The sequence below is a fragment of the Sphingobacterium ginsenosidimutans genome, assembly GCF_039536865.1.
Lineage (GTDB): Bacteria > Bacteroidota > Bacteroidia > Sphingobacteriales > Sphingobacteriaceae > Sphingobacterium > Sphingobacterium detergens.
The window spans coordinates 43134-62356 of the sequence record NZ_BAAAZK010000009.1 but is presented as its reverse complement, the minus strand read 5'-3'; the positions used below and the strand labels follow the sequence as shown (position 1 = coordinate 62356).

The window sequence follows — 19223 nt, the reverse complement described above, 5'->3', positions numbered from 1 at the left end:
ACTGAAATAGGCTATTTGCACTATACAACCATCGTTGGTATGACACAAATAGCCTATTTATACAGGTAATTCTTATTCTTAATCACTCTTTCTTGGCAATGAAACCAAAAGATAAATTTCAACTGTAACTAACGCTGCGTCTTAATAAATGCTGTCAATTTTTCCCGAGTGGAACTAAAAGATAGTGCATCGACTACTTTATCATAATTCTCTTTGTCTATACAGCTTGGATAGGCATATTTAGCAAAAGCCAATTTATTATCGTCCCTGATAAATAGCTCCATGAGATCTATGATTTCGGAACTGCGCAATCGCCTATTTTTCAGCTCTTGAGCCGCCACTTGCAAGCGGTCCTGATCATTTTCTTTTTGATTGAGCAGATCATTCAATTGGTTAGCTTCATTTTTATCCTGATAACCAGTATTGTCGATCGGATCGTCCTGATTTTGTTGATTATTACTTCTATCATTCTCAGACCGGCCATATCGCTCGTCTTGTTGTTGACCCCGATCGTACCTGTCTTCATTATAATCACCATTATTATAGTTGTCGCCATTGCGATAATTATCATTATAGCGACCAACAGGATTCATCGATTCCAGAACAATACCTCTATTTCCGCCACGGCTGCTTACGGAAAACACAACATTCATATATTGACCATTTTGGTCGACGAGCTGCACACCCCTCCCATTTAAAGTTCTCTGCCGCCTATTTGCGAATACGATACGGAGATTATACCTCGGGTTTTGCAAATTTGGTACATGAAGGTCAATCAACGGTCTATTATTGTACAAAACATTATTGATATAAAGAAAGAAGGGAACATCGGCCGAATAGATATTTAATGTTCCGCCATAAGTTCTATAACGTTGGGCAAATCCTCCAGTTGCGATAGCAAGCAACATGATCACAGTCAAAAGTCTCTTGTACATATTCCTTTTCAATTTATAATCGTTCGACTAACGAGAATAGAAAAGGATTAAGAAAATTAAGAATTTAACGTTTTATCCGCGTTGTTTTTATTTCTGATTTTTTTGTAGAGTTTCACAGCCATCATCAGGGAGACGGACAGTATTAAAAGTCCCAGAACACCGAATATCCAATTGAGAGCAGACTTTAATACGACTGTAAATACAATTGCAAATAATAAAACGGTCGCCAGCTCATTCCAAAGACGCAATTTGGTCGAGGACCAAGTCGATGATTCCCCTTTTAACTGAAACATAATACGTTGGCAGGCAAAATGATAAAGGATCAGTCCCAATACAAAGGTGAGCTTGACATGCATCCAGCCCATGGTCAACAATCCCGGATTAATATATAACATGACGAGAGCTGCCAGAATAGTGAGGTACATGGCTGGTGTTGTGATGATCCACCACAATTTACTCTCCATCAGTATAAACTGTTTATGCAAAACCCCATACTCTTCCGCAGATTTGGATTTAGCTTCTGTATGGTAAATGAATAAGCGAACGATATAAAATAAACCAGCCATCCAACAAACCACAAAGATAATATGAACTGCTTTTGCGTATAAATAGACCATGGGTACAAAAATAAGAAAAGTTAGGGGCAATCAATAAAGCTAGGCTTTAATTAGAAAAATCTTACATGAAGTATACAAAAGACGAAAGTCCATCCCGACTACTTAGTTTTAGTTTTCAATAATGCATGTTAAATAAACAACGCTTCCAATCCGATATAGATAGTACAACTTATCGGATTGGAAGCGTTGGTATTTCAACTGATCTATTTCTTCTGTGGAGAAGTTTTCAGTTCCTTATATAACAGAAATAAATGGGCTGCAGACCAGCTAAAATGTGGTGCTTTGAGCCTTTTGCCTGTGCGCGCTTCATAGTTTTCATGAATTGGTCCATTACCAGATAAGCCCTCCAATCGCTCAAAGACTTGTTTGGTATACATATCGGCTTCCTTTTGATAACCGTATTTCCTTAAACCAGCAATTGCGAAATAGACTTGATCCAACCAAATAGGCCCGCGCCAGTATCCTCTATCCATGAATTTGGCGTTGTCTAGAGCCGCAGTAGGAAAAGGTACAAAGGAGGCAAATTTAGCCGTATCCTGCATCACACGAACCACAGCTTCAGCTTGTGGCACAGTAGCTAAACCTGTCCACAATGGCGACCAGCCTTCAGGACCAAAACATGGAATAAGCGCTCCATTCAGTTTGCGATCAAAATAATAACCGCGCTCCTGGTCAAAGAAGTAATCCATGGCAAGGTACGATTCTTTTTTCCCCCGAAATGGTACTCCGAGCAATTCCGCAAAATGCATCAGATATTTTCGTTCCAGCTCAAGATAAGCACTGAGCTCCACAGATTCCTGATCCATGCTCCAGGCACCTTTTTCATTCAATAACATCTGGGTACTATCGTACCGAATAGCGTTGTCCATACCGCTCTCCCACTTGGCAGCTTCTAATGTTCCATCCGTAGCACCATACTCACAGATACCATTTTTATTGTGATCCCGGTAGCGAAACCACCATTCATGGTACAAGACTAGTTTATCGTACATTTCCCGTACAAACGATAGGTCATGATCGGCTTCATAGATCGCATTTACCGCCCAGGCAGCTAATGGCGGTTTGGAATCACGGTAATTATTCTCGCGATGGTCCGTATAGATACAATCGGCAATCATCCCGACGCTATCTTGAAAGTCAAACATAGCGCGAACCTGATCTTTCGCCAAAGCGGGATCTATCTGCGCCAATGCAACGGCATGCTTCCATGAATCCCATGCCCAAAATCCAACAAAATAGTCAGCTACATGTGAAGGGACAACACCATCATGTTTTAATTCCTTTTTTGCACTCCGCCAATTGCTCATCAGGGTCATCATACTTTTCACCATAATGCGATGTTCCTCCATGGAGAGTTCCGGACGAGTATTTGAGCTGATATAATTCACCCACCGTGCTGTATGTTGCATGCTCAAAGTCTTGCTTTGCTCAACAGCTGTTTTTGCCGTTACGAGTGCCTTTTCTAAGGTGATCGGGTTGGCATAATGGATCAGCACAATCTCCGTATCAGCTTTTTCTAAATGGGCTTGATATTTCCCCTGATCAAAAGTTACTTTCACACCAGCTTCAAAAGATAGTAAAAGAAGTTCTCCATTTGGAAGTTTAGACCACAGGGTATTACCTGCCAATGTCCATTGCCCTTGATTGAGATTGCCATAGGTCCATAGTTCTTTTGATGATTTGTTTTTAATATGTAATATGGCTGTTGTTGATGAGACCTGTTTAAGAGTTTGCTCAACCTCCATATCCTCCCCTCGCAAACGCATCCACAGGCGATCCGGATAATAACAACTGCTATCACGGCTCAATAGATTTTTTTCTCCAGCCGGAGCTGTTCCAATCTGCAGCAATGCACTACTTAACCAGGCACGCCCATCCAGATCATAGGGTCCACAAAAACCTGTTACTGTCTTATTTTCATGAATGCCAAATCCGACCCAGGCGCCGCGGTCGGTATAAAAGGGATTTGTTCGCCGAGTGGAACCTTCTGGTTGTTGCTCCACCCTTAACAATCCACCATAGCCATCCATTTTAGGGGACTTGACCGTATTGCATCCTATCAAAATCAAACAAAAACTAATTGTAACCCATAAGGTTTCGATCTTATTTCTCATAAATAACAAAAAAAAGTAACTAAAAAGGGTACACTGAGGTCAATCAATATACCATGGATGATCGCAACGAGAACATATTGTTTGCCGGAGTATTGTGTGATAATGGGTAATGCAGTATCCATACTTGTGGCGCCTGCAACAGAAATCGGCGCCAGCGGGCCAAACCATTTTCGAGCTAATGGGGCCATCAATAGCGCCATTATTTCACGTATCAAATTCGACATCAATGCTATAGTTCCCAATGTGACACCCTTATATTGTGTAATAAAAATACTTGATAAAGAGTAGTAACCAAATCCAGATCCTACAGCCATACTTTCAGCGGCATTCCAGTCGCGGATAAAGAAACTGATGATAAACGTACCTATCAATGTTCCAACGATAGTTGCCAGGGGAACGAGCACGATGCTTAAATTAACTTTTCGTAGAGATATCAAGAGTTCCCTATCATAACCAATGGTAACCCCAACCAACAACATCAATGCATAGAGGACATAAGTATTCCATTCTTCTTTCAACAATTCGGCTGGAATAATTCCCTTGAAACCGACAAAAACACCCACGACAAAAAATGCGAGAATGATCAAACTACCTTTCATGTTTGCTAAAGAATAAACGGTAAACGAACCATGAGCAAAGAACACTTCCAGCGACTCCGGCCAATGTGATCAGTATAGCTTGCAACCCCAATGTATCAAGATTGTCTACTATTTTTGGATTTTGTCCGACCTCTCGTCCCAGAAGAAACAGTAAGGCAAATATGACCAATCGGACAAGAATACCTGTATGTTTAAGAATAGGAAAGGACCGAAGTCCTATCCCTATTCCTACACCTAAAAGCATGACAAAAAAAACGGTAAACATGCTCCTTAATTAATTTTATCATTTGACTTGATCTCCAATACTGGAACAGGATAAAAGTTGTGTTTAGCCGGATCAAAACTATTCCGACCAATAGCTTGCAATGCTTCTTTCGCTTTCCCCCATCTTCTCATATCGTAGAATCGGGTATTTTCCAAGGCAAACTCCACGATACGCTCATGTTCGATACGTTTTTTGACTTCGGTAACAGACAAATTCAAAGGAAGTGCCGGCATATCTGCCCGCTGGCGTACCTGATTGATCAAAGGGATGGCATCGGCAGGACGATTACGTTCATTTAAGGTTTCAGCCAATAACAGCAACACATCAGCATAACGCATCAATGGAAGATTGACTGCTGTGCGGGACTTATCTAAATCGGCTGCTGTTCGTGGTAAATACTTTCTGAAACTTGCCCGGTCAGATCCAGCCCCAAATATTTCATCGTAGGTAAAGCCATAAACTCCCCCATTCTTCAAATCATTAAAATAAGGATCATTGCAGAATACGGTCTGATACATACGTGAGTCATAACGTCCTGTTGTAGCGATCTTACCCTCCTTTTTAAATTCGTTTAAGAGCATCTTGCTTGGTAAGATTTCATCCCAACCGCCCAACTCTCCTACAGCGATCCACTTATGCAGTGCTGTGCGGTAACTCGCACCATTAGCGGTATTATCAGTAAATTGAAGTTCAAAAATAGATTCTGCGCTATTTTTATTGGTTCCGTCAAACATAGACAGGAAATCTTTTTCCAGATTATACCCTGATACGGCTTTAAAGGCCTGTTCAGCTTTTCCGAGCAGTTCCTCTTTTTTGGCCGTATTTTCATATGCTGATGTTAAGTAGCTGTAGCCAAGGTAAGCATTCGCCGCCCCTCTTGTAGCTCGACCAACATTGGCCGCCTCCTGTTTCACAGGTAAATTGCCAACCGCAGCCTCCAGATCCCCGATAATAAAAGCCCAAGCTTCATCACGTGTAGATAAGGCCTTGTTAATCTTTCCTTCGTTGGTGATATATTGATCGCGTATAACGATCTTCTCCCAGTTAAGCAATAGTTTCAAATGGTAATAGGCGCGTAAGAACTTTGCTTCGGCAATAATCTGATTTTTCTTATTTGCATCCATTTCAATCGGTGCGGTCTTCTCTATCACTTGATTTGCATAAGAAATACCGCGATATGCTTTACTCCAATAGGCCGTAAATTGACTATTACCATTGGTATAGGTAAAATTATAGAGTTCCACCCAGGTTTGATAGTTCAAGGCATCGCTACCGATTTCACAAGCATCTTCACGATAAGCCTCGACCGGAAATTTTACCTCCGCAAATTCCCATACATCAGTTGCTGCTTCCAACTGCGAATAGGCAGCAGAAAGTCCAGACTCAGCATCCTCGGCATTACGCCAGAAGTTATCTGAAGTAAGTTTGTCCGGCGATGTTAAATCCAATTTATCGCTGCAGGACAATGTCGTGCTTAGCGCGCAAGCGATACAAAGAATCCATTTATAATTTGTTCTATTCTTTTTCATCTTCTAGTTTCTTTAATTATGATACAATAAATACCCAAGTCTTAAAATGTAAATTGAACTCCAAAGGAATAGGACTTGGTAAATGGAAAAATATAACGGTCTACCCCTGTATTCAACACGCTGGATTTATTGTTAACTCCAGATGGTGCAAACTCAGGATCAATTCCCTTGTATTTTGTCCAGGTATATATATTCTGTCCACTGATATAAAACCGTAGATTTTCTGAACGGATCGCATGCAATAGATTTTTAGGCAAAGTATAACCGATCTGTAGCTGACGTAGTCTAATAAAGTTACCCGATTCCAAAAAGCGTGTGGACTCACGGCTGTTTCCATTTGGATCTTGTAATACAGCACGCGGAACATCGGTATTCCGGTTGTTTTCGGTCCATGCATTTAACGTACTGCTCAAAAAGTTGGATCCAGAACTCATGGCTTCAAAAAAGTAGCGATTCCCATTATAGAGTTTATGTCCCCAGCCACTTCCGATCAAAGCCGAAAAATCAAAGCCTTTGTAAGAAGCACCGAGATTCAAACCTACTTCCAATTTAGGAATCCCCGTACCACTGTATTTCTTGTCTTCATCATCAATCACACCATTACCATCGACATCGACAAAACGGATATCGCCCGGCTTGGCATTATCTTGTAGTAATTTCCCCTCCTTGTTGACATGTTTGTTCACCTCCTCCATGCTCTGAAAGATACCATCGGTTTGGTAAAGGAAGAATCCTCCAATCGGATATCCTACACGAGTCTGATTCGGAAAATGTTCAGTATCGAATTTTAGACCATTTCCCAAAAGAATCTGGTCTTCATTAGCGAGGCTGACGACCTTATTTTTGAGGGTTGAAAGATTTAATCCAATATCGTATTGAAACTCATTTTTCCGATTTGCATACTTGAGTTCAAGCTCAAAACCCGAGTTTCGGATCTTCCCAACATTTAATGTCGGATCTTCCAAACCTGCAGATGGAGCAACTTTCTTAGTGATCAAAAGATCATTGGTGGTCTTGATAAAGTAATTTACCGAACCTTTTAATACATTATTGAATAGACCAAAGTCTGCTCCTATGTTTTTAGACTCTGTGGTCTCCCAGCTCAACAGTCGATTCTCAAGCCCCATTGCAATACTACCTGGCCAAGGATTGCCACTTCCGCGCACATATCCCATGTACAAATTATTGTAGGTACTGATCAGTGCCTGGTGGTCGTAGTACCCCAAAGCGACCTCATTTCCGAGTTTTCCCCAGCTTCCCCTTAATTTCAGATTAGATACGAAGGATTCTTTCGGGAAGAATGATTCCTCATCGATCTTCCAACCCAATGCTATTGAAGGAAAACTTCCATATCGGCTATCCTTTCCAAATTTGGATGAACCATCACGACGTAAGGTTAACTGTACAAGGTAACGGTCGGCATAAGAGTAATTGACACGACCAAAGATAGACATGCGGTTATAGTCATATTTAGAACCATCCGCGGAGAATGTTCCTCCTTGTCCCGAACTGATCGTCATGAAATTGGGATCCAAAAATCCCTCGGCACTTTCCTTGCTCATCAGTTTACCATTCTCAACCGAGTATACAATCTTCTTTCCTTCAACGCCTACATTATTCCAATTGGATTCCTGCATATTCAACGAACTACCCAAAAGCGCATTTAAACTATGTTTTCCAAATTCTGTTTTATAGTTCAGGAGATTATCAAAGACCTGTTCCTGCCAATAGCTGCGTCCCTCCCAATAAAAAGGAAATTCATACGGGTTCTTTTCATCCGAGGCGAATGGAGGATAATGGTAATAATTTTGTGTATTGATCGCGTTAAAGGCATAACTTGTTTTAAAGGTTAAGCCTTTCATGATATCTACGCTAACAAAAGCATTTCCGGCGAAATCCTGCTTTTTTGTCCAGCTTGTTTTATAGTGTTCGTCGGCAATCACATTGACATTATTGGGAATACCACCCCAATTTGTCAAACCAAAACCACCTTTTTCCGCGGAGTCATATACCGGTACCAAAGGTGAAATCATATAGGCTTCTTTTAGACTAAAATTGGGTCCATGGTATTTGGAATTTGTATAGGCCATATTCCCTTCCACGGTGAAGATATTCTTCTTGGTCCCCAATTTCATACGGACATTTTCCTTTTTGAAATCGTTCGCGATAACGACACCTTTGTCATTACTTAAGTTCGCTGACAGGGAATAGCGGGTATTGTCTTGTCCACCCCTGATGGCAACACTATTCGCCGTGGAAAGCCCTGTACGGAATACCTCCTCTTGCCAATCGGTATTATTGGTACCTGGCTTGTTGATATAATCAGGAAGTTTGACTGGCGTCGTAGCGTACTTATTGTATTCGTCATACATTTGGCGGTGCACTTTTACATAACCGTCGGCGTCAAGTACTTTTAGTCGATTAGACGTTTCTGTTACATTCGTAAAGCTGTTAATGTCTACAAGAATTTTTCCGGCTTTACCAGCTTTCGTTGTGACGATAACAACACCATTGGCAGCCACAGAACCATATATTGCGGCAGCGGCACCATCTTTGAGTACCTCCATGCTCTCAATATCATTGGGGTTGACATTACTGATTGTACCCGGGAAACCATCTATGATATACAGGGGTTCATTACTGCCAAAGGTATTGACCCCACGGATCTTGACCTGCACTCCTGCTCCGGCAATACCACTATTTTTTTGCACATTCACACCAGCTGCAACTCCTTGTAATGCCTCAGCAGGGTTTGTTGTTGCGCGTTTTGCTAGATCTTTTGTGCTAATACTTGCTATTGCACCCGTGACATCAGACTTCTTTAAAGTACCATATCCGATCACAACGACTTCGTCAAGTTCTCTATTTCCGCTAGTTAGGGTGATATCAACATCTTTCCCTGCCTGTACATTAATTTGTTGGTTTTGGTAACCTACATAGCTAACCTGAAGTAAGTCTTTCGCATTCACTTCTAGAGAAAAAGTGCCTGAAAGATCTGTAGCGACGGTCTTTCCACTACCCGAAGCATGTATACTCACACCGGGTAGTGGTTCACCTTTTTCATTTACAACAGTTCCTTTTACTTGCCCCGTTTGTTGTTTATTTGCAACCTTACGTTTTAATAAAATCCGTTTCCCCGTAATGTCGTATGTAATCGAGCTCTCTTGTAACGCATCTTTCAACAGTGCTTCCAAGCTGCTTGCCTGACTATTATAGAAAAGTGGTGTCTTGACATCTACATCCGAATTACTGAACATAAATGAATAGCCATACTTTTTTTCAACAATCTCGATAAGTGACTTAAGATTTGAAGCCTCCTTTTTGCCCGATACCTGCTGCGCGTTTACAGCAAAGAAGGTCTGGCTGAGGAGTAAAAGACTCATCAGAATAGGTTTCTTTTTCATAATTTTTGGTATATTTTGTTTTAAGTAGTTTACATCATTAATTTTTGGTTATCGTTTTTTTGAAACTATAGCTACAGATTTGCCGGCTATTGTATATTGGATTGGTGTAATGACATTGATCAATTCCAAAATTTCTCGTAGACTTTCAGTTTTCACTTTGAATGTATAATGTCTATCGGACTCTGCCCCCTTCCAAGCAATATCGACACCATACCAGCGTTCCAATTTCTTAAGAACACTTTCCAAAGATTCGTTCTCAAAAACAAGTTCCTCAGATTTCCAGGTGCTATATTGTATCGCGTCAAATTGCTGTATCTGCGTATACCGACCAGTCCTTTTATTCAGTTGGATCCAATCATTAGGTTTTAATTCTCCGATTAATTGTCCTTTTTTATCTTTTATCGCAACTTTTCCACGCAGCAGCGATACCTCTATCTTCGCATCATCCGCATAGGCTGACACATCGAAAGCAGTCCCTTTCACCACAACATCCAAATGAGAAGTCTGCACGGTGAAAGGCATATTTTCTTTTTTCACAACATCAAAAAATGCCTCGCCTTCGAGTGTAACCTTGCGATCATGTTGATTGAATGCATGTGAATAGCTCATCTTTGTACCCGCATTTAACCAAGCTTTTGATCCATCCGGTAATATGACCTGTGACTTCTGCCCTAAAGCCGTATAAACAGTTGTCTGCTCCTGCGAAGATGTGTTCATTAAAATATTACGCTGAATAAAATACGTTCCCAATGTCCCTGATAGAAAAATAAGAATCGCAGCAGCACTGACCAACCACCAAAAACGGCTACGGTCAAAAACAATAGTTTTTACGACAGGTTGGATACGATCTTGGATTTTGTCCCATATCCGTGGACGATCTGCCCGATCGATGATCAGTGGCGGTTCTTTGAGATGTATCCATTCGTTTTCCAGCTGCAAAAGATAATGACGATTTTGTTCACTTGAATCGAGCCAAGCTACAATCGCTTCATTCTCCTTTACATCACTCTCTTTTTTTAGATATCGAACTAATTGCTCCAGTGACGGCTTATAACTGTTATTCATTATTTTGGGTTTACGACAAATAGACACCCAGAGCAGAGAAAACCCCTAAAAGATTTTGTGTTTTTTTCAAAAATATTTAAACGAGTGTGGAAAGGCCTGCACCACACATCGTTAAAACCAATAAAATCGAATCTGGATACAGTATTTGATAGCGTTCAAGTATATGTGCCCGTATTTTTTTAGCTGCAATGGACATCTGATTTTCGACTGTCTTGATGGATATTTGCAGTTCTTGGGCGGCCTGCTGATAGGTCTTCTGATCTTCCTTACAGTATTGATAGACGATTTTACATTTTTCAGGCAATTTGCCAATAGCTTCCTGATAAACAAGGGAAAACTCCTCCATATTGATACACTCTTCTGCCTCCTGACGGGTCATTTCCTCCTTAAACCAACGTTCCAAATGAGCAGTACGTGTACTTTCATTGCGTAAAGCATTGAGCACACGGTTACGGGCTGCCCGATAAAGATAGGTCTTGACATGGAAAATATGGATTTGATCCCGATCTTCCCATAGTTTAACAAACACATCCTGCAAACAGTCCTCCACCAACTGTACATCGCGCGTATAATACCCTAAGAAACGGCATAGCTCATCAAAATAATGATGAAACACTTCTTCCAGCGCTTCTTCATTAATCAGCAGTCCATCCATCAAGGTATTTTTACTCATTTATTAGGTTTTGCGACTAAGCTATAAAATAAAACAAGATTTACAAAAAAAGTAACTGTGCTCATTTTAACATATTTTGCACGAATTTTCACCATGCCCATGATAACCCGCATTTTAATACATTATAAAACAATAAAAAAACTTTTTAACTATTCCAACTGCCATCTCTTGCTCAAAAAAAAGACCTGCTGGTTATAGCAAGTCTTCTTTCTTCTCGATCAGATGTTTATGCAAAATCTTGTTTCGTTTTTTTAGAACTCTTTCCAATCAAAAGTTTAATAGCGAAATTCTTTCACAACCTCGATTGCGTATTTTACATTGTCAAAAGGAATATCAGGCATAATACCGTGTCCTAAATTGAATATAAAACCATTCTCTCCGCGCATGCGCTCAAATAATTCTATAATTTTCTTTCTGATAACAGGCTTTTCAGCATATAGTACAAACGGATCTAAATTCCCTTGAACAGCTATTCCCTGTGGCAAGGATTGCTTCATATTTTTAAGATCTGCATTCCAGTCGATCGAAACCACATCTGGCTGCGCCTCTACCATCATTGGAGCAAAGACAGATGATCCTTTACAGAAAGATATTACAGGAATATCCTTGCGGTTCAATTTGGAGATGATCTGTTTGTTATAATAATGTGAAAAATCACGGTAATCATTCCAAGACAAAGCCAAAGCCCAGCTATCAAATAATTGGATCGCATTTACGCCTGCCGCAATCTGCATATTAAGATATTCTACAGTTACATCAGCAATCTTTTGAAGGATTGTATGCGCCAATTCAGGTTGATTGTTTAACATCAACTTCGTCAACTTGAAATCTTTTGACGAACCGCCTTCAACCAAATAACTTAAAATGGTAAAAGGTGCTCCTGCAAAACCGATCAATGGAATACGATTATCAAGACGTTGTTGGATTACTTTTATGGCATCCGCAACATATTGCAATTTATCCAGACAGTCAACCGATAATGCCTCCGCATCTTTGACAGAACGAATTGGATTAGAAAAACGAGGACCTACTCCTTGTTCAAATGACAGGTCTCCACCCATTGCCTCAGCTGTAACCAAAATATCCGAAAACAAGATCGCCGCATCTATACCCAACAAATCCACGGGCAGCATCGTTACGTCTGCTGCAATCTCTGGTGTTTTGCACATTTCGAGAAAAGAATACTTGTTTTTGATATCCCAGTATTCTTTCATAAAGCGTCCAGCCTGACGCATCATCCACACAGGAGGTCTCTCCGTTTGCTGCGAGAATGCAGCTCTAATCAATAAGTCGTTTTGTAAAGTAGTACTCACTATAAATGTTTTGAAATTTCGTTTTCTATTTTTGTAATAATACTGGCCTGTCTTGCAGTTAAATGTAATTTGTTGGCCACATCTGTATACGCCCTTGCTCGTTCATAATCTGTCTTTCGCAGCGCAATATTCGCCAGATTGATCATTACCATACCTTTTTCATTATCTTTTTTCCAAGGCAAACGAGAAGCCAGCTGAAAATGGTATTCAGCTTCATCAATACGATCCTCTTTCAAGGCGATATTTCCCATCATAAATTCATAGAAATTACGACGCCCCTTGCGAAGTGTATCTGGATTTTTTATTTCGGACAGCAAATTTTTTGTCTTTTCATAGTCTTGCCGATGAAAAGCTTGTGTTGCCAAGAAAACTGAACCTTCTCGAAAATGGCTCCAAATTAGATAACCAATTCCACCAGCCAACAATACAGCTGTCTGATAATGCCCTTGGTATAAACCATAGCCCAAAAGTAACGCAGCAATAAAAATAACGGCTATTCTAGCCTTAATTGTCATCATCTTTTATTTGCTATGCGTTATTGTCGGTAAATTTATAACCAACACCTCGGATAGAGTGGAAATAGATTGGGTGCTTTTGATCAGGCTCAAAATATTTCCGGAATGTCAAAATGAAATTGTCAATGGTACGCGTCGAAGGATAGACGTCATAATTCCATACAGTTTCTAAAATCTGCTCACGGGAAACGGCTTCATTACGACGTTCGATCAACAGCTTCAATAGCATGGTTTCTTTTTTCGTCAATGAGGTAATCGTTCCATCTGCATGATGCAATTCGTAAGAATTAAAATAGATGGTTTTATCACCGATTTGATAAGAATTCAATTCTTTAAGATCATCTGGTTTCATACCGCGACGAACCAAATTTCCTACACGGAGAATCAATTCTTCTAAATTGAAAGGCTTTACCAAATAATCATCGGCACCTTTTTTTAGTCCAGTGATACGGTCTTCACTACTGTTTTTGGCAGTCAAAAACATGATAGGAACCTCTGTATTCTGTAGTCGGATTGTTTCAGCAACCTGAAATCCATCAATTTCAGGGATCATAACGTCCAATATCACGAGATTGAAACGTTCCTCTTTAAAAACTTTCAATGCTTTTTTTCCGTCAGTAGCCGTAGTGACACGGTAACCTTCCATTTCGAGATTCAACTTGATTGCTTCTAACAAGTGTTCTTCATCTTCGACAAGTAATATTCTTTGTTTACTTTGCATTTCTTTCAAATGTTACTTCAAAAATACTCCCTTTAGGAGTGTTATCTTTAACTTTAATGGTCGCATCGTGCTTCTGCAACACGGTTTTCACGATATATAACCCCAAACCAGTACCTTTGGTTTTCCGTGTCGCTTCACTTCCCACGCGATAAAACTTATTAAAGATAAGTTTTTTCTCTTCATCACTGATACCGATACCATGGTCAGCAACAGAAAAAATTATTTTACTGCTCTCCGTATATAGTTTGACATCCACCATGGCGCAGGCCGGTGAATATTTAATAGCATTCTCAATGAGATTTGTCACGACATTACTTATCGCAAATTTATCACCATGGATAATAATATCCGACTCCAGGTAAGGTTTCAATACCTGTGAGCTGCATGAATTCTTTTGAAGTCGATCGACGATTTGCTCCACCAAAGAAGTAAAGTTAAAATCCTCCTTGGGCATACTGTAATTGCGGCTGTCTAATTTGGTTGTCATCAAGACATTCTCTACCAAATCATCCAATCGCTCAATATCTTTTAGGGAATTTCTTAAAAAAGTCTGTTGTTGCTCTTTATCCAGATCTCGTCGCAAAATGGTCTGAATATACAGCTTGACGGATGCCAGAGGAGATTTCAACTCATGTGTAATAGCCAAAAGGAAATTTTGCTGCTGTTGCAACAATTTCTGTTCCCGTTCTACCAAGCGCTTTAACCGCCACGCACCCCATAAAAAAATGATCAAGAAGAAAATACCTTCACCTATAATCATGTTCTTTTTGCTTGGATCAAAGCGGATGAACATCACCCCCCACCATATCAACTGCATGATCGCGTAAAACAAAAGGAAATAAAAGAGTAAAAGCGCTTTCTTCATGTAGCAAAAATAGCTATTCACCAAGGCATTCGGAAATATCCTAAAGATTATGACACAAAGAAGAAAATTAGCCGATTCACAATAAGATAAAATCTCCCCAGAGGTGGTATATTTGTATATGTTTAATCGTGAGAAAAAGGATATTTTCTTTGATTTGGATCATACCATCTGGGATTTTGACAAAAATGCCGAAGAAAGTCTCCACGAACTATATTTTAAATACAAGTTTGACAGCTTGTTTAACAAGGAATCCCCCTCCCGTTTCATAGAAACTTATACAATCAACAATCATCGCCTTTGGGGATTATATCATCATGGAAAGATTTCAAAACCCGAGTTAAGAAAGGCTCGGTTCGCTGATACATTTATCGAATTGGGCGTAGACCCCGAATTGTTTCCTGAAGAATTTGAACTGGAATACCTTGCGATCTGTCCTCAAAAGACGAATTTATTTCCGCATGCACATGAAACCTTGGCCTACCTGGACGAAAAATACAACCTGCATTTGATTTCCAACGGTTTTAAGGAGGCTTGTGAGACCAAATTGGAAAAAAGCAATTTGAACAAATATTTCAACAACATCTTTATTTCTGAGGTCGTCGGAGTGAACAAACCTGATCCAAGGATCTTTCAATTTGCACTGGAAACCACAGGAGCACACGTACAACAGTCATTGATGATTGGAGATAATCTGGATGCGGATGTACGTGGGGCTATGAATGTAGGAATGGATGCGATCTTCTTTAATCCGAACAGTACGGAGCAACCTGAAGATGTACCACATATGATTGTCGATCTGAAAGAATTACAATTTATATTATAACAAAAAAGCAGCTTTAAAAGCTGCTTTTTTGTTATTTTAAAACTTTTACGGTTATGTTCTTAAACCAAACATCGTTTCCATGATCTTGGAGACCAATCAAGCCTGATTTGCTTTCTCCACCTACATGGCTCAGCAACTCAAAAGCCAGAGGCCATTTTTCTTGACTGAATTTACTTTTTTGCAATAGGTCAACCCAAGATTTATCCCATAGGGTATATTCAACGACCTTCACACCATTTTGAAAGTGTTCAACTTTACCATTGTTCACGCGGATCTTCACTTTGTTCCATTCGCCATAAGGTTTGCCATTTTGTGGTTTCGCAGGAATCATATCATACAATGATGTAGACTTGCGATTCCCATCGACACCCATCTTAGCATCTGGATGGTTTTCGTTGTCAAGAACCTGACACTCGGGTGATGAGATATAAATTGGCTGACCTTCGACTTCTTTGGCCAAAAAGAAAATTCCGGAATTTGCTCCTTTTGCTACTTTCCATTCCAATTCCAACTCGAAATTTTTGAAGTCATGTGCGAAAATCAAATCACCACCTTCGTCCTTACCTACATTCGCTCCACTATCAAATTTAATTGCGCCTTCATTGATAACCCATTTTTTGGGAACTACAGTTTTATCATATCCTCTCCAGCCTTCCATCGAAGTACCATCAAAGATAACATATGCTCCAGCCTTATTCTTTTTGAATTTTTTGATATCCACGCGTGGCAAATCCAAAATTTTGTAAGCCGGTACTTCTTTTTTTGCTTGCGCTACGGCAGTATTAAGATGTGCAGAAAATGCCATCACCGATACCGCAAGAACTGTTTTTAATAACTTCATTCTTTATAGTTTTAGGTTTGTTTCAAAATTAAAATTAAGCATTTGGGGTTAAAAAGAGGAATATTTTTTAATATTCCTCTCCTCCACCATTTATTTCATTTGTATTTGTTTCCTTCTTTTTCAACTTATTTAGATCCTGACTGCCAAAGCGGTATGAGAGCGATAAAGTAAACATTCTCTTCATCCAACGGTGTTCAAAATTAGAATTCAATTGCGGGGTTTCTGTAAAACCCTGCATTTTCCTACTGTTAAAGACATCTCTGACATTAAACATGATTGAAGCCTTTTTATTGAACACCTCTTTTTTCAGGGCGATATCCACCCCTTTCATTGCATTCATTTTTCCCTGTGCCATGACCCGGGAAGAATTGTATTCGCCTCTAATCTGGCCAGAGAATGTAGGGGTAAAACGATAATTTGCAGTTAGATTAGAATTGTAGGCAAAACCATTGGAAGCTTTTACGTTATAGGCCTCATTCGCTTTGTAATTAATATTGATCAAATTAAGATTAAATGTAAAATCAAAATCCTTCGTCGCATTGACCTTAGAAATAAATTCAAATCCAGAAAGGTTTCGGCTTGTCAAATTCTCCCAGCGACTGTAAGTGACACTACTTATTGTATCTACAAAATAAACGAATGGCTGCATCACCTCACTGGTGTGGTTAAAATACGCCGAGGAAATCAAGTTAACTTTTCCAAAAGTCTTAGCAAAGCTCAGCTCAAATCCATGTACATCTTCCGGTTTCAAGTTTGGGTTACCTTGACGTCTGTTCATATCATCTGATACATTCAAGAATGGATTGACCTGCCAGCCTCGGGCACGTTGAACCCTTCTTGAATAACTAAATTGAATTTTATCACCGTCATCCCCCACCTTATAGGTTAAAAATAAGGTTGGATATAATCTAAAAAAATCTTGCTTAGCTTTTGTTTCTTTTTCTATTACGTCAGGATCTTTAGAAAGATAAGTTGAATTTAAATTAAACTGCTCAGCACGAAGCCCCAATTGATAACCGATTTTATTGGACAATCTACCTTGATAATTGGCATAAAGCGCATGTACGGTGGAGGTAAAATCAAAATCGTTACTTATCCCATAATCTGGTAGATAAACCTGATTTGCGACACTCAATGTATCGGAATCCTGCGTATCAAATGACTTTCTGATCTGTGAACGATAGCCTGCTTCAAACTTACTATCTTCGGAGAACGGCAGTACATAATCTGCTTGTAGATTTATATTCTTCCCATCTTCAGAGGTTATATTTTTACGTCCAGAACTAGGAGCCTTTGATGTAAACTCCTGAATAAAATCATTGGTCCCATCTTCTTTATCTCGACCATAGCTGGCGTTTGCCGTCAGTTCTTCTCCTGATCTTTTAAATTGGTGTTTAAAGTCCAAATTAAACTCATAGCCCAAATCATCCTCAAGTTGCGAAGAGGTTCTGGTGCTCTCACCAGATAATTTCGGATGATTAATGTAACGGTACCACAGGTTTTCAACACGATTATTATCCCGTACACTTAAATTTCCGGAAAAACTCAATGAATTCCGATCAGAGAGATAATAATCTACGCCGGCCTTCATCGTATGACTATTTCCTTTTCTCGAAGACTCAGAATTATTGGAAATTTGGCTGTTGTTATCTTTAAAAACGTTATCTACGGCTCCACTTCCCACCATGTTACGTTTATTGAAGTTATAGGATCCGAAGTAGTTGAATTTTCGATCACGATAATTCAATGTTATACCAGCCATATAATTGTCATAGGAACCAGCGGATGTATTTACCGATCCGTTCAGCCCTGTTCGAATATTTTTCTTTAAGACGATATTGATAATCCCCGTCTGCCCTTCCGCATCATATTTAGATGAGGGGTTGGTGATGACCTCAACCTTTTCTATGGAATTAGCCGGAAGACTCTGAAGCAAAGATGTGACATCGTTTCCTGCGAGTGCTGACTCGCGGCCGTCTATTAGAATCTTGACACTACTGGATCCACGTAGACTCACCGATCCGTCTTGATCCACCTGAAGCGTGGGGACATTGGCTAACACATCTGTTGCTGTTCCACCCGCACTGACCAAACTCTCGCCCACGTTAAAGGTTTTGCGGTCAATGCCAATCTGCATCGCAGGAACTCTCCCCTCGACTACTACCTCATCCAATAACTCACCTGTTGAATTTAAACCAATCCGTCCAAGGTCATTGCTTTTCGATGCCGCCACATCCACACCTTCAATGGTATGTGTTTCATAGCCGACATAACTGATACGGACCTTATATTTACCAGGTTTAATATCTGAGAATAAAAGAAATCCTTGATCTACTGACTGTGCACCTTTGACATAACTATTATTGCTCGCATCTAAAAGCGCAGCACTGGCAGACGAAATAGGTTTGGAAGTTTTGCCATCGACCAGGATAGCTTTGATTTGACCAGTTTGTGCAAGAACAATAACCGGTAGAAAAAATAAAAATAATAATAAAAATTTAAACGATTTAGCGTTAAATGACATGAGAGCTTCAGCTTAGTTTATAGTTTAGTGCAAATAAAACTAAAACTTAGAGACAAACTTGAAGCGTAACCATATTATTACGGTAACAAAAAAGATAGTAAATTTATTCCACAGAGACCGTCAATCCCTCCGCTTTCAAAATCTTGCGGTAGATTTCCATCTCTGTAAAAGTACCCTCCAAAACGGCGCACTTTCCTTCAGTATGCACTTTCCATGCAATTTTCTCAGCTTGTTTTTCGGTATATTGAAGGTGATACATCAGACAATGAATCACATGGTCGAACGTATTCGTTTCGTCATTCCATAAAATCAGGCGATTAGAGTCCTTAACAGACGCTAATATCTCTTCTAACGTAAAGGTTTCTTCAGCAGTTTGGGTACCCATCCTGCAAAAATAGAATATTTTTTTCTAAATTAACG

General features: G+C 39.8%; 17 protein-coding genes. 1 reads left to right on the top strand and 16 read right to left on the bottom strand.

Annotated elements, in window-relative coordinates; genetic code table 11:
• Nucleotides 1-128: 128 nt before the first annotated feature.
• The 13 genes from ABFX33_RS23650 to ABFX33_RS23590 form a co-directional block, all read right to left on the bottom strand.
• On the bottom strand, nucleotides 129-935 hold the full coding sequence (locus ABFX33_RS23650) for a proline and serine-rich protein 1 family protein (protein WP_346088670.1): 807 nt from the start codon (nucleotides 933-935) through the stop codon (nucleotides 129-131).
• A 56-nt stretch (nucleotides 936-991) separates the two neighbouring features.
• The gene (locus ABFX33_RS23645) at nucleotides 992-1552 is read right to left on the bottom strand and encodes a CopD family protein (RefSeq protein WP_120262232.1); all 561 of its coding nucleotides are present in this window, start codon (nucleotides 1550-1552) and stop codon (nucleotides 992-994) included.
• Nucleotides 1553-1755: 203 nt separating this feature from the next.
• Nucleotides 1756-3666: an MGH1-like glycoside hydrolase domain-containing protein gene (locus ABFX33_RS23640; RefSeq protein ID WP_346088668.1), complete on the bottom strand. Its 1911-nt coding sequence runs from the start codon at nucleotides 3664-3666 to the stop codon at nucleotides 1756-1758.
• Nucleotides 3663-4265 carry a LysO family transporter gene (locus tag ABFX33_RS23635; protein WP_346088666.1) on the bottom strand — a complete coding sequence of 201 codons (603 nt, stop codon included), beginning with the start codon at nucleotides 4263-4265 and terminating at the stop codon, nucleotides 3663-3665. The genes ABFX33_RS23640 and ABFX33_RS23635 overlap by 4 nt, the downstream gene beginning before the upstream one ends.
• The gene (locus ABFX33_RS23630; RefSeq protein ID WP_120262229.1) at nucleotides 4255-4530 is read right to left on the bottom strand and encodes a LysO family transporter; all 276 of its coding nucleotides are present in this window, start codon (nucleotides 4528-4530) and stop codon (nucleotides 4255-4257) included. The genes ABFX33_RS23635 and ABFX33_RS23630 overlap by 11 nt, the downstream gene beginning before the upstream one ends.
• Nucleotides 4531-4535: 5 nt before the next feature.
• Entirely contained in the window at nucleotides 4536-6059 is a 1524-nt protein-coding gene (locus ABFX33_RS23625; RefSeq protein ID WP_346088664.1) for a RagB/SusD family nutrient uptake outer membrane protein, read from the bottom strand.
• 41 nt (nucleotides 6060-6100) lie between these two features.
• Nucleotides 6101-9463 (bottom strand): SusC/RagA family TonB-linked outer membrane protein, encoded by a 3363-nt coding sequence (locus ABFX33_RS23620; protein ID WP_346088662.1) that lies wholly within the window; start codon nucleotides 9461-9463, stop codon nucleotides 6101-6103.
• Nucleotides 9464-9511: 48 nt separating this feature from the next.
• Nucleotides 9512-10528 carry a FecR domain-containing protein gene (locus ABFX33_RS23615; protein WP_346088661.1) on the bottom strand — a complete coding sequence of 339 codons (1017 nt, stop codon included), beginning with the start codon at nucleotides 10526-10528 and terminating at the stop codon, nucleotides 9512-9514.
• Nucleotides 10529-10604: 76 nt separating this feature from the next.
• Complete coding sequence (locus ABFX33_RS23610) at nucleotides 10605-11201, bottom strand: RNA polymerase sigma-70 factor (RefSeq protein WP_257087415.1); 597 nt, start codon at nucleotides 11199-11201, stop codon at nucleotides 10605-10607.
• A gap of 275 nt (nucleotides 11202-11476) precedes the next feature.
• Nucleotides 11477-12514: a uroporphyrinogen decarboxylase gene (hemE, locus tag ABFX33_RS23605; protein ID WP_257087414.1), complete on the bottom strand. Its 1038-nt coding sequence runs from the start codon at nucleotides 12512-12514 to the stop codon at nucleotides 11477-11479.
• Nucleotides 12514-13032: a hypothetical protein gene (locus ABFX33_RS23600; protein ID WP_223581157.1), complete on the bottom strand. Its 519-nt coding sequence runs from the start codon at nucleotides 13030-13032 to the stop codon at nucleotides 12514-12516. The genes hemE and ABFX33_RS23600 overlap by 1 nt, the downstream gene beginning before the upstream one ends.
• Nucleotides 13033-13042: 10 nt before the next feature.
• A complete protein-coding gene (locus ABFX33_RS23595; protein ID WP_120262224.1) occupies nucleotides 13043-13750 on the bottom strand; it encodes a response regulator transcription factor in 708 nt (235 codons plus the stop codon).
• Nucleotides 13740-14615: a sensor histidine kinase gene (locus tag ABFX33_RS23590; RefSeq protein WP_120262223.1), complete on the bottom strand. Its 876-nt coding sequence runs from the start codon at nucleotides 14613-14615 to the stop codon at nucleotides 13740-13742. The genes ABFX33_RS23595 and ABFX33_RS23590 overlap by 11 nt, the downstream gene beginning before the upstream one ends.
• Nucleotides 14616-14733: 118 nt before the next feature.
• On the opposite strand from ABFX33_RS23590, the gene ABFX33_RS23585 reads away from it, so the two are divergent.
• A complete protein-coding gene (locus ABFX33_RS23585; RefSeq protein ID WP_346088965.1) occupies nucleotides 14734-15438 on the top strand; it encodes a YjjG family noncanonical pyrimidine nucleotidase in 705 nt (234 codons plus the stop codon).
• 31 nt (nucleotides 15439-15469) lie between these two features.
• On the opposite strand, the gene ABFX33_RS23580 is transcribed toward ABFX33_RS23585, so the two are convergent.
• The 3 genes from ABFX33_RS23580 to ABFX33_RS23570 form a co-directional block, all read right to left on the bottom strand.
• The gene (locus tag ABFX33_RS23580; protein WP_120262271.1) at nucleotides 15470-16279 is read right to left on the bottom strand and encodes a 3-keto-disaccharide hydrolase; all 810 of its coding nucleotides are present in this window, start codon (nucleotides 16277-16279) and stop codon (nucleotides 15470-15472) included.
• A gap of 67 nt (nucleotides 16280-16346) precedes the next feature.
• Nucleotides 16347-18803, bottom strand: a complete 2457-nt coding sequence (locus ABFX33_RS23575; RefSeq protein WP_346088658.1) for a TonB-dependent receptor — start codon at nucleotides 18801-18803, stop codon at nucleotides 16347-16349.
• Between the two features lie 103 nt (nucleotides 18804-18906).
• The gene (locus ABFX33_RS23570) at nucleotides 18907-19188 is read right to left on the bottom strand and encodes an ATP-dependent Clp protease adaptor ClpS (RefSeq protein ID WP_077437687.1); all 282 of its coding nucleotides are present in this window, start codon (nucleotides 19186-19188) and stop codon (nucleotides 18907-18909) included.
• Between the last annotated feature and the right edge of the window lie 35 nt (nucleotides 19189-19223).

Coding starts and splice junctions, on each gene's coding strand:
- ABFX33_RS23590 (WP_120262223.1), bottom strand. CDS start 14,615: ATGAAGAAAGCGCTTTTACTCTTTTATTTCCTTTTGTTTTACGCGATC.
- ABFX33_RS23615 (WP_346088661.1), bottom strand. CDS start 10,528: ATGAATAACAGTTATAAGCCGTCACTGGAGCAATTAGTTCGATATCTA.
- ABFX33_RS23650 (WP_346088670.1), bottom strand. CDS start 935: ATGTACAAGAGACTTTTGACTGTGATCATGTTGCTTGCTATCGCAACT.
- ABFX33_RS23635 (WP_346088666.1), bottom strand. CDS start 4,265: ATGAAAGGTAGTTTGATCATTCTCGCATTTTTTGTCGTGGGTGTTTTT.
- ABFX33_RS23585 (WP_346088965.1), top strand. CDS start 14,734: ATGTTTAATCGTGAGAAAAAGGATATTTTCTTTGATTTGGATCATACC.
- ABFX33_RS23575 (WP_346088658.1), bottom strand. CDS start 18,803: ATGTCATTTAACGCTAAATCGTTTAAATTTTTATTATTATTTTTATTT.
- ABFX33_RS23595 (WP_120262224.1), bottom strand. CDS start 13,750: ATGCAAAGTAAACAAAGAATATTACTTGTCGAAGATGAAGAACACTTG.
- ABFX33_RS23600 (WP_223581157.1), bottom strand. CDS start 13,032: ATGATGACAATTAAGGCTAGAATAGCCGTTATTTTTATTGCTGCGTTA.
- ABFX33_RS23610 (WP_257087415.1), bottom strand. CDS start 11,201: ATGAGTAAAAATACCTTGATGGATGGACTGCTGATTAATGAAGAAGCG.
- ABFX33_RS23580 (WP_120262271.1), bottom strand. CDS start 16,279: ATGAAGTTATTAAAAACAGTTCTTGCGGTATCGGTGATGGCATTTTCT.
- ABFX33_RS23640 (WP_346088668.1), bottom strand. CDS start 3,666: ATGAGAAATAAGATCGAAACCTTATGGGTTACAATTAGTTTTTGTTTG.
- ABFX33_RS23625 (WP_346088664.1), bottom strand. CDS start 6,059: ATGAAAAAGAATAGAACAAATTATAAATGGATTCTTTGTATCGCTTGC.
- ABFX33_RS23645 (WP_120262232.1), bottom strand. CDS start 1,552: ATGGTCTATTTATACGCAAAAGCAGTTCATATTATCTTTGTGGTTTGT.
- ABFX33_RS23620 (WP_346088662.1), bottom strand. CDS start 9,463: ATGAAAAAGAAACCTATTCTGATGAGTCTTTTACTCCTCAGCCAGACC.
- ABFX33_RS23630 (WP_120262229.1), bottom strand. CDS start 4,530: ATGTTTACCGTTTTTTTTGTCATGCTTTTAGGTGTAGGAATAGGGATA.
- ABFX33_RS23570 (WP_077437687.1), bottom strand. CDS start 19,188: ATGGGTACCCAAACTGCTGAAGAAACCTTTACGTTAGAAGAGATATTA.